This is a genomic window from Streptomyces sp. ISL-66, assembly GCF_018614135.1.
GTDB lineage: Bacteria > Actinomycetota > Actinomycetes > Streptomycetales > Streptomycetaceae > Streptomyces.
The window spans coordinates 1-9,471 of sequence record NZ_JAGGOW010000108.1 but is presented as its reverse complement, the minus strand read 5'-3'; the positions used below and the strand labels follow the sequence as shown (position 1 = coordinate 9,471).

At 68.6% G+C, this 9,471-nt stretch carries 12 protein-coding genes and 1 pseudogene; 7 read left to right on the top strand and 6 right to left on the bottom strand.

Translation table 11 applies throughout. From position 1 onward, the window contains the following. Nucleotides 1–347: helix-turn-helix domain-containing protein (locus J7E97_RS20720; protein ID WP_215029377.1), on the bottom strand; the 347-nt coding region annotated here is incomplete at its 3' end. 2 nt (nucleotides 348–349) lie between these two features. Between J7E97_RS20720 and J7E97_RS20715 the strand changes: the two genes are divergently transcribed. After that, nucleotides 350–976, top strand: a complete 627-nt coding sequence (locus J7E97_RS20715) for a VCBS repeat-containing protein (protein WP_215029379.1) — start codon at nucleotides 350–352, stop codon at nucleotides 974–976. A gap of 97 nt (nucleotides 977–1,073) precedes the next feature. Next, nucleotides 1,074–1,271, top strand: a complete 198-nt coding sequence (locus J7E97_RS20710; protein WP_251054879.1) for a hypothetical protein — start codon at nucleotides 1,074–1,076, stop codon at nucleotides 1,269–1,271. Between the two features lie 262 nt (nucleotides 1,272–1,533). On the opposite strand, the gene J7E97_RS36675 is transcribed toward J7E97_RS20710, so the two are convergent. The 4 genes from J7E97_RS36675 to J7E97_RS20695 all read right to left on the bottom strand — a co-directional run bounded on the left by J7E97_RS36675 (nucleotide 1,534) and on the right by J7E97_RS20695 (nucleotide 4,415). Then, the gene (locus J7E97_RS36675) at nucleotides 1,534–1,659 is read right to left on the bottom strand and encodes a hypothetical protein (RefSeq protein ID WP_285428473.1); all 126 of its coding nucleotides are present in this window, start codon (nucleotides 1,657–1,659) and stop codon (nucleotides 1,534–1,536) included. 545 nt (nucleotides 1,660–2,204) lie between these two features. Next, nucleotides 2,205–2,621 carry a CBS domain-containing protein gene (locus J7E97_RS20705; RefSeq protein ID WP_215029373.1) on the bottom strand — a complete coding sequence of 139 codons (417 nt, stop codon included), beginning with the start codon at nucleotides 2,619–2,621 and terminating at the stop codon, nucleotides 2,205–2,207. A 536-nt stretch (nucleotides 2,622–3,157) separates the two neighbouring features. Then, nucleotides 3,158–3,328 (bottom strand): hypothetical protein, encoded by a 171-nt coding sequence (locus tag J7E97_RS20700; RefSeq protein WP_215029371.1) that lies wholly within the window; start codon nucleotides 3,326–3,328, stop codon nucleotides 3,158–3,160. Between the two features lie 319 nt (nucleotides 3,329–3,647). Beyond that, nucleotides 3,648–4,415, bottom strand: a complete 768-nt coding sequence (locus tag J7E97_RS20695; RefSeq protein ID WP_215029370.1) for a transposase — start codon at nucleotides 4,413–4,415, stop codon at nucleotides 3,648–3,650. Between the two features lie 61 nt (nucleotides 4,416–4,476). On the opposite strand from J7E97_RS20695, the gene J7E97_RS20690 reads away from it, so the two are divergent. From J7E97_RS20690 to J7E97_RS20670, 5 genes and pseudogenes are all read left to right on the top strand, one after another. Then, nucleotides 4,477–4,746 carry a YrhB domain-containing protein gene (locus J7E97_RS20690; protein WP_251054878.1) on the top strand — a complete coding sequence of 90 codons (270 nt, stop codon included), beginning with the start codon at nucleotides 4,477–4,479 and terminating at the stop codon, nucleotides 4,744–4,746. A 449-nt stretch (nucleotides 4,747–5,195) separates the two neighbouring features. Then, a complete protein-coding gene (locus J7E97_RS20685) occupies nucleotides 5,196–5,453 on the top strand; it encodes a hypothetical protein (RefSeq protein ID WP_215029368.1) in 258 nt (85 codons plus the stop codon). Between the two features lie 136 nt (nucleotides 5,454–5,589). After that, nucleotides 5,590–6,509: pseudogene (locus J7E97_RS20680) on the top strand (IS982 family transposase). 1,295 nt (nucleotides 6,510–7,804) lie between these two features. Then, entirely contained in the window at nucleotides 7,805–8,050 is a 246-nt protein-coding gene (locus J7E97_RS20675) for a hypothetical protein (protein WP_215029367.1), read from the top strand. A gap of 9 nt (nucleotides 8,051–8,059) precedes the next feature. Beyond that, the gene (locus tag J7E97_RS20670) at nucleotides 8,060–9,019 is read left to right on the top strand and encodes a helix-turn-helix transcriptional regulator (protein ID WP_215029366.1); all 960 of its coding nucleotides are present in this window, start codon (nucleotides 8,060–8,062) and stop codon (nucleotides 9,017–9,019) included. Nucleotides 9,020–9,158: 139 nt separating this feature from the next. Here the strand turns inward: J7E97_RS20670 and J7E97_RS20665 are convergent, their stop codons facing one another. Further along, nucleotides 9,159–9,392 carry a hypothetical protein gene (locus J7E97_RS20665; RefSeq protein WP_215029363.1) on the bottom strand — a complete coding sequence of 78 codons (234 nt, stop codon included), beginning with the start codon at nucleotides 9,390–9,392 and terminating at the stop codon, nucleotides 9,159–9,161. Between the last annotated feature and the right edge of the window lie 79 nt (nucleotides 9,393–9,471).

The window sequence follows — 9,471 nt, the reverse complement described above, 5'->3', positions numbered from 1 at the left end:
AGCTTGAAGACCAGCTCGCCTACCTGCCCGCGTGTCCACAACTGACCCGAAAGTCCCAGGTCGGAGGGGATGTGATCGAGGACGGCCTGCCGGACCGCGGCCTGTTCGGCCTCCGACAGGACCTGATGCTCACCCACGCGGCGGCCTCGCGGGCGGGACAGCAGTGCGTCCCGCCCGCCGGCCTGCCACTTCGCCCACCAGTTGTCCACGGCCTTGACCGACACCTTGAACAGGGCGGCAACCTCAATCCGGTCCCGACCCTCCACCAGCGCCGACACCGCCAGCAACCGCACAGCCTCCTGCGCGTCCGGCGACCAGGCCCGCGCATCCCCCACCAGATCACTCACACATCATCAACGAGCCTAAACTCAAAGCGTTTCGGATCAATATCTCGTCCGGTACGGGATCCTGGAACTGGAACAACTCCAAGGTCACCTCCGGTGACTTCAACGGCGACGGCAAGACCGATGTGGGCGTGCTGTACAACCTCGGGCAGAGCGGCGGCAACAACCTGACGGCCCTGTGGATCACCAGCACAGGTGACGGCTTCGGCAACCCGGTCAAGGTATGGGACAACGACGACCGCACCACCGGCAGCTGGAACTGGAACAACTCCAAGCTCACCGCCGGCGACTACAACGGCGACGGCAAGGCCGACATCGGCGTCCTGTACAACAACGGACAGAGCCCCGACGGGCGCTACCAGACCAGCCTGTGGACCTTCACCAGCACCGAAACCGGCTTCAACGGACCCGTCAAGAAGTGGGACGTCGGCACCGACAGCTGGAACTGGAACACCAGCAAACTCGGATCCGGATACTTCGACGGCGACGGCAAGGCCGACACCGGCGTGTTCTACGACTACGGCCAGCAGGGCGACGGCACCAGCCGGACAGGGCTGTGGAAGTTCACCAGCACCGGCAGCGGCTTCAACAACCCGGCACTCGCATGGGACAGCAATAGCATCATCCGCTGACACCAACCCCTGCAGGTCCCGAGCCCATGTCGGGCGGCGGAACAACATTCCGCCGCCCTACGACCACCTCCTGGGCTTCCACCGGCGCGCAGAGCGTATGCGCCTGAGGGTCCAGGTCATCGGCTGGCAGCCTCAGCCCCAGCAGCTCATGGCCACGGTCGCCGGCATTCCGGGGCCCAGAGCGGCCACCGGGGAACGCTACGCGCTGGCGGGCTTCCGCCGCCTCCTCGAAATCCGGGCGCAGCGTGCACGGGACAGTGCCGACTTCGCCGCCGGCTGGCTGCCCGGCGCCTGACGTGACGGTCGTCCACCCGCGGCCCGGCGGTGAGCGTCCTGTCGGGCCCCGGACACTTAGGCGGCGCGGCGGCGGAAGTGGCGCCACATCGCCGTTGGCTCGCAGGCCGGCGTCATCCCGCACTCGAAGCGCCCGACGGGTCGGTCACCGTGCTGGTCCGTGCCAAGGCCCCACGCAGGTGCTGAGCCTGGCCTGCTGACCATATGGTGAAGGCGCCTACCCCGCAGTCCGGGGGTGGGCGCCTTCACCAGGTCCGCGGTGGTCAGGCTGTCTGCCAGACGAGACGGCCCGCGATCTGAACGGTGCCGGACATCTCCTCGGACAGCTCTGCCCTGATCCCGCCCTCGGCGTTCTCACCGGCTGCCAGGGTCTCCCACCGCGTCTTCACGGACTCGCCGAATACCTCCGACGGGGCACTGACATGCTTGATGGACGGCCACGGACTATGTGGTGTGTCAGCACGATCCCGTGGGCGGCCTGGGGCAGGTTGTTCACCACACGCCACCGCCAGGTGACCATGTCGCCCTCCTCGGAGAGATCCGGCGACTCGTACGCGAACTCAACCTCGGCCATGGTCCTGCCTTCCTCAACGACGTACGCGGACCGCGCACGCGACAGGCCTGATCATGCGTGGCTCCGGCCGCCTGCGCAGGCGTCTGCCCGATCTTCACCCGCCCGGTGCAGGCAGGCACGCAACTGACGGCCGTTATCAGCATCGTCGCTCCGGCCCGCGTGGAAACGAAGAAGGCACGGGCACGGGCGCAGCCCAGGCCCCGGCCCCGTGCGGACGCGGCTGCGGGGTGGGCAGGCCGCGCGCGAACGTGGCGGCCCGCTGGCCCGCCGGGCGGAGGATCCGTCTGTCGCGTGTTACGGCGTAGCATCCTCGATGTCGAGCTGCACGTACGAACCTCGCACCGAGTCTGCGCGGGCCGGTCAGTTCTGTGAGATCGCCTCGAGCAGGTCGCCGACCTTCGTGTCCGGCAGGGCGCGGGCGACGTCGGCTAGGGCGACGATGCCGACCAGCGTGTGTCCGTCGATGACGGGCAGCCGGCGGACCTGGTGCTCGCCCATCGTGCGCAGGATCTCCGCGGCGTCGTCGTCGGCGCCGATGGTGACGGCCTCGCCCTGGGCCAGCTCGCCCGCCTTCACCTGGCCGGGGTTCTTGCCCGCCGCGAGGACCTTCACGACGATGTCCCGGTCGGTGAGCATGCCCTTGAGCTTCTCGTCCGTGCCGCAGATCGGCAGCGAGCCGACCTTCAGCTGGGCCATCTTCTTTGCCGCTTCGAGCACCGTCTCGTTCGCGCCGATACACGTCGCGTCCGCCGTCATGATGTCGCGGGCCTTCGTCATCTGCCGTACTCCTTCGTCCTGGCCTGCACGGGAGTGGGGCCGTGTCCGCTCGAGCGGAGCGGCCACGGGCCTATGGGTGCCCTCTGCCGCCGCCCGTTAACGGCATTCACCCCACAACCACCCCAGGGCACCCCGCCGCGGCCTCGGCTCCACCCGTAGGCACCGGCTCCTGCCCCGGAGCCCCCCACGTAGGAGCCGGCTCCGGCGCTGGACGCGAAGGAGGTCTTGGCGGCGGCGCAGCAGTGCACGTGGGCCTTGGCCGTCCCGGACGACTTCCTCGGGCCGGGAGGCGTCGCAGGAGATCCTGACCGTGGCGCTCAGCGCCGTACGGGAGGACGAGCGGGCCGGGTACGTTCAGCGCCTGGTGGCGTTCGCCAACCGGCACCGTAAGCGCCTTCAGGAGTTGCTGCGTGCGTACGGGCCGGGCAGCAAGCCCGCCTCAGTCAATGCCTGTAGCGCGGACGGCGACACGGCCGCGCCCCGAACCCCCCACCCACGGGGTACCTGCTCCCCCACGTGTCCAGCGGCTCCGACCGTCAGCTGGTGGCCGGGACTGCCATGGTCTGCTCCACGACGTCCCGGTGCCGGTCGTCTGCGCCGAGAATGGCGAGCATGTCCGCCAGGGGGGCCGCAAGGTCGGCTGCAGCCTCCGGGTCCTCCTCCCGGAGCAGGCGCCAGGCCGCATGTGCGTTGCGAGCCGTGCGCATCGTGTCGGCCTCGGGTCGATACTTGGCGCCCTGGCAGCGCAGAGCGGTCGCGATGAGCAGTTCCGTGGTCCCGTGAGCGAGGCCCGGCCGGGCAGGCCTCTTTCCTGCGCCACTCCGTCGATGATTTTCGCGTGGTGGATTTGTTGGTCAAGGATCTGGCCCGGCACATTGCCGGTTCCCGACGGGTCGGGAAGTCCAGGGATTTCGCATCCTCCAGCGCCATTCTTGGCGTCGGATGCCTTTTTCGCTGCTCCGGCAATTCCCGTAAATGATCTCTGAGTGGTCTCGGGCAGGGTGGGCCGCTGTACGGCTTGGTGGTCTATCCGGCGAGGGCGAGGTTGTGCATCCGTGCGATTCCGAGCATGGCGTGATGGACGCCGTCGCCTTTGAGGCGGCAGTCGCGGAGGATCTTCCAGGTCTTCATCCGGGCGAAGACGTGCTCGACACGGGCGCGGACCTGCTTGTGCGACTTGTTGTGGGCCAGCCTCCAGTCGGGCAGTTCCTCGCCTTTTCGGCGGCGGTGGGGCATGACGAGTCCGGTGCCCGGGTAGCCGCCGTCGGCGATCGTCATGGTTGTGCCGACGGCGGCTTTGGCGCCGGACTCCTCCCAGGCCTTGCAATCGTTGCGGTTCCCGGGAAGCGGCTGGCCGACCACGACGACCAGGTGAGTGTCGGCATCGATGACGACTTGGTGGTTGGTGGAGTACCGGTAGTTCTTCGACTGCGCGGCGATGGCGTGGTCGCGGGTGGGCACCAGGGTGCCGTCCACGATGAGCACGGTGTTTTTGGCGAACCGCTTGCGGGGCTGGAGCGCGAGCATCGGCCCGAGGTGGTCGATGATCCGGTCCGCCGCCGACTTGGACACTCCGAACAGCGGGGCGAGCTGCCGCATGGTCAGGTTCGTGCGCCAGTAGGCCGCGACCAGCAGGGCGCGGTCCTCCAGCGGCAGGCCCCCCGGCCGGCCCCTGCGGACCGAGTCCGCCCCCTCGCGCCGCAGCACTGTCACCAGCTTCCCGAACAGTCGAGGGCTCAGCCCGGTGAACGGGGCTATCCAGGACGGCTCCGACGCCGTGATCACACCAGCCACATCAAGATCATGCCTGGCCGGTTAGGTTGCCTTCTTCTAGCCGACGGACTGGAGACGGATGATGGAGCAGGACGAGGCCCTACAGCTCGCGGCGGGGTTCCTCGCGCACAGTCAGCGCGATGACGAACCGCCTCTCGCCATCGACGCAGAGCGGGTCCGTGAGAGCAACGGGCTGCTGATCGTGCCCTACAACTCTGTGCAGTACCTCGCCTCGCGTGATGCGAGAGAGCAGCTGTTGGACTGCTGGCCCATCCTCGTCGACCTTGCACGTGGAGACGTGCGATTCGGGACCCTGGACGAGCGACATCTGTGGAGGAGTCCGAGCATCTGACGAGGCTGCGGCTGTTCGCCACCGCAGTAACGGGACAGCCCTAGGGCACGGTGAATTCGCTCAGGCCATCCCCCCGACGAGGAACGTCAAGCCGCCGGCGAGGCCGATGTCCCCGCTGATGTCGCCACCGGGAGCGCCGAGCTCGACCTGGTCGCGTACCTCCGGTTCGCGTCCGTCTCCAAGGCGTTCGACTCCCTAGAACGCTTCGAAAGACCGGGGGCTTGTGGGGCTAACCCGCACGCGTCGCATCCTCAACCCGCAACGGCGAACGCCTCCTGGACGGCGCCCGTGTCAAGCCTTCGCGAATCCGCGTCACGGACGCACTCGCAGGCCTCTGACCAGGCACGGAACGGAAATTCGCGAGAACTCGACCCCCCGTGGACGGACTCGCACAGTGGCTCTCGCCCAACCAACCCCGGCGCCGCGCCGGACCTTCGAGAGGAACACCCATGTCCATGATCAAGCGCTCGACGCGCACCACCCAGACGGTCACCCAGAGCTCCGAGACGGTGGAGACCACGGAAACCACCGAAGCAGGCGTTCAGTCGGGCTCCGTGCTGCTCCAGGTGATCGGCATCGTCCTCCTGGCCCTCGGCGCCGGCGTCCTGGTGATGTTCACGCCGGCCCTGACCGTCCCCATACAGATCGCCGTCTCCGTCGCCACCCTCGCCGCCGGGGTCCTGTCCTTCGTGTCCCGGCGCCGGTGACCTCACCGGATTCCTCCCCACCGCAGGTCAGAGCGGTGCGGTGAGGACGCCCAGCCATCGCGGGAACGGCTGGACCCTCTAGATGATTGATTCCAAGGGGTAGCTGAACGGACGCGAGGGTGCCCACTCTCAGTTTGTGACGACCGAGATAGACACCCTCGCAACTGCACTGTACGTGCGGGTCGATGACCTTTTGAAGGCCTCGCCGCATCTTGCTCCGTGGCGGCCACGGGTGGGCCTGGAGCCGAAGCTCAGTGATGCGGAACTGGTCACCCTCGCAGTGATGCAGCCGCTCCTGGGCTTCGTCTCCGAGGCCCGCTGGCTGCGTCATGCCCACGCCCACCTGCGGCATCTGTTCCCATACCTGCCCCAGCAGAGCGGCTGGAACAAGCGCTTGCGGCGGGCATCCGACCTGGTCAGAGGTGTCCTGCGGGAGCTGGCCACCGACACCGCCCTGTGGGGCGACGACGTGTGGATCGTGGACTCCACACCGGTGGAGTGCGGGCGCTCGCGCGAGACCGCGAAACGCTCCCGACCTGGCCGGATGGGCCGAGTACGGTTACTGCGCCAGCCATTCACGGTTCTTCTGGGGGCTACGCCTGCATCTGGTCTGCACTCTGCACGGCCTGCCCATCGCGTTCGCCCTGACCGGCGCGAAAGCCGCCGAACGCGAGGTCCTCCTCGACATCCTCGCTGTTGATCCCGGTCTGCTGGCCGGCCGTCCGGCGCCGACTTTGCTGGCCGACCGGAACTACTACGGCCGGCCGTGACTTCGAAAGCCAGCTCGCCGAGGCAGGCGTCACGCTGCTGCGGCCGGCCCGCAAAGGCGAACCCGAGCGGGCCGGAGCCGAACTGTTCAAACCACTGCGTCAACTGATCGAATCGGTCAACCAGACCCTGAAAGGCCAGCTCGACCTCGAACGACACGGTGGCCGCACGCCCGCCGGAGTCACCATCCGCGTCCTGCAACGACTCCTCGCCCTGACCGCCGCGATCTGGCACAACCACAAGACCGGCGGACCAGTCATCCGCTCACTGACCGCCTACGACCACTGACCTTGGAATCAATCATCTAGTCCGTCGGTCCCGGTATTCGACGGAATACCGGGACCGGGGCGGCCCGGTCATACTGCCCCAGAGCGCTCTGGGCACCGGCCCTGGCCCACGCACCCATGTCGGCGCGGACTGCCCACGAACCTAGCCTGCCCCCGCAGGTCCCCAGACCTCGTGCAGGCCTTCCGAGGCGCTGGGCGGTGGTCGCTGCCCCAAGGCGGGGTGTGCAACCGCCCCCACGGTGCGGGGCACCTCACGCGCGGGTGGGGGCGGCTGAGTAAGACTTGATGCGGAGCCTTGACCGTGCCGCGTTTCAGCTTGGCTTCGGCCACCGGGACGCGGAACGCCCGCCCGGTGTTCAGGCAGTGCCTGAGGCGCTGCTGACGGCCGGCCGGGAAATTCCTCTCCCTCTCTCGCTCTTCCGGGTCGGACCAGGCCGTGGGCCTGTAGTTCTTCCCGTTCTTCCAAGCTCAGGGTGCAGCCGAGGGCTGCACCCGGGGCCGGGCTCGCTGCAACGAGTTCCGACCTATTTCCCCTGTTGTGTCGAGTGGCAACGGCCCGGGGAGACCGCGTCTGAGAGTTCCGCCCTGGAAGCGGACATGGTTCGCCACGTCTCCGGACATGCCTGACCTGCAGGCATGTGGACATGGCCCGGGAGTCCTCCCGGTCACACAGGCGCAGCGAGAGATCGCGTCCGAGAGCTCCCCCTGGGAAGGCGGGCATGGTTCCCCGCGTCCCAGATAGGCCTGACGTGCAGGCTTAGGGGCTCGGCGCTGGGGATCAGCTGGGAGCTGCGCGGGGCAGCCCGGGCCAGAGCCGCGGGTTCCAGGCCGGCGCAGAGGTAGCCACGAGCGGCACGGAGGTCCTGACGTGCAGGAAGCCGGCGCAGAGGGCGCAGAGCAAGACGACGGCCGCCTGAAGCACTGGCACCGGATTGGTCTCGGTCATGTCGTGCATCGCCTTCACTCCCCTCCGTGGGGCCCGAGTCTTTCGGGCTATCGATCGAAGCGTCGGGGTTCCAGAGCGGTGGGACAAGGCCCCTTGGCCTCAGAACCGTGGACAGGAAGGGTGCGCGGCTCGAGGGCGGGCCGGAGCACAGGCCCGGTGGCCTGCAGGGTTAAGGCTGATGCCGTCTCAACTTCCAGTGGGACAAAGTGGAATGGGGCTTCCGGAGCTGGTAGACGGACATATGAGGGGTCCTGAACGCTGTGAGGAGGTCTACGACTTTCGGTCCTGCAAGGCCGGCGGTCATCTGGTGGACCTGTCGAGTGGTAACTAGACCTCTTCGGGAGAATCCGTTGAAGAAGAAGACCGCGCTCGCAGCCGCGTGCGGGGAGGCTCCGACGACGAGCACCGGAACCCAGGTTCCGGTGCCCGCCACGATCATCGTGGTCATCGTCATCCTCCTCGCCGCCGCACTCACCATCTACGGGATGCCGGTGGACACCGTCATAACCGTTCTCGCCGTCGGAGGCCTGCTCGCCATCGAGCTGGTCCGCCGACTGGTCGACACGCTCGCCGCCGCTCGCCGCCAGGCCTCCTAGGAGACCGCGGTGGGGCGCGACAACAGCGCCCTGGCTGAGCACACCCGAGGCCTGTCGCAGTGGCTGCTGTCACTGCGACAGGCCTCGGGCTACACCATCAGCCAGGTGGCGGAGCGAACCAAACTGGTGGGCCTGCCCACCTCCCGCAGCACCCTCTACCGCGCCGAGCTGGTCCCCGGGCAGCGGCCCAGCGTCCCGGCTTGGCGCGTCGTCGAGGCCTACACCAAGGCGTGCGGCGGCAGCATCACCGAGGCCCGGCGGCTGTGGACGAAGGCCGTCTCCCTCCAGACACCGGGCAAGGTCGGCGTACTACGGCGGCCGGCGATGGCGCCCCAGTACATCTCCGAGCCCGCCGACCTCCTCCACGCCATGCGAGACCTTCGCCTCCAGGCCGGCAAGCCGTCCCTGCGTGAACTGGAGGACCTGGCCCGGGCCAACCCGGACGCCGTCACCATGCTGCCGCGCAGCACCCTCGGCGCGGTACTCAACGGCACCCGGCACTGCCGCAGGGACCTCCTGGCCTACTTCGTGCGGGCCTGCGGGGTGACCAAGGAGTCCGAGGTCATGCGCTGGCTCGCGGCGTGGGACCGCATCGAGGCCTCCCGCAACGGCACCGCCGACCACAACATGCACCAGCGCCTGACCGCGCTCGAGGAGGACCTCGACCAGACCAAGTCCGCCCTGGCCACCGTGATCAACCTGCCCAAGCCCCGACCCGAGACCGAGCCCGTACTGATGCCGGTGCCGGTCCCTGGCATCCGCCCCGCGGCCACCGAGAAGCCCAAGCCGCATGTCCCCGAGGCGGCCACCGCACCAGCCGCCAGCACACCGGCCCGCACCCGGACCAAGCCCCGGACCAAGCTGCGGTCCAAGCCGTGGCTGTCAGCACTGCTCAAAGGCCTCACCAGCACAGCCGGGAGCGCAGCTGTGACCGTGGCTGTGAACGCAGCCGTGGACGCAGTCCTCTGAGAACTGTGGCGGGAGCCTCCGAATCCCGGACGCTCCCGCCACAGACTCCCGCGCGACGCAGCCGCAGGGAGCGCCGGTGGTGGCCCCGCCGAGGCTGACGGAGTGATTGCCCCGCAATCACCCGGCGGGTCCCCGGTGGTCACCGGCGGCGCAGGGCAAGCGCCACGCCGAACGCGGCGGCCAGCGCCGAGGCCACCCCGCCCACGGCGCCGATCGGCCCGGCCAGCGAGCGGTGGACCACGCACAGGTAGCCAGTGGCGCCCAGGACCAGGACGACGACGATCCCCACGAGGAGCAGCACCACAGGGTCGGTACCCGGCACGGGCTGCTGCGGGGCCGGCTGGTACTGAGGCTGCTGGTCGATGGCGGACATGAGGGGTTCCCTCCCGTTGGTGGTCTGCGGACAATCCGCAGACTGCGGCGCGGAGCACCTAGTGCTGCTCCGCGGAAGT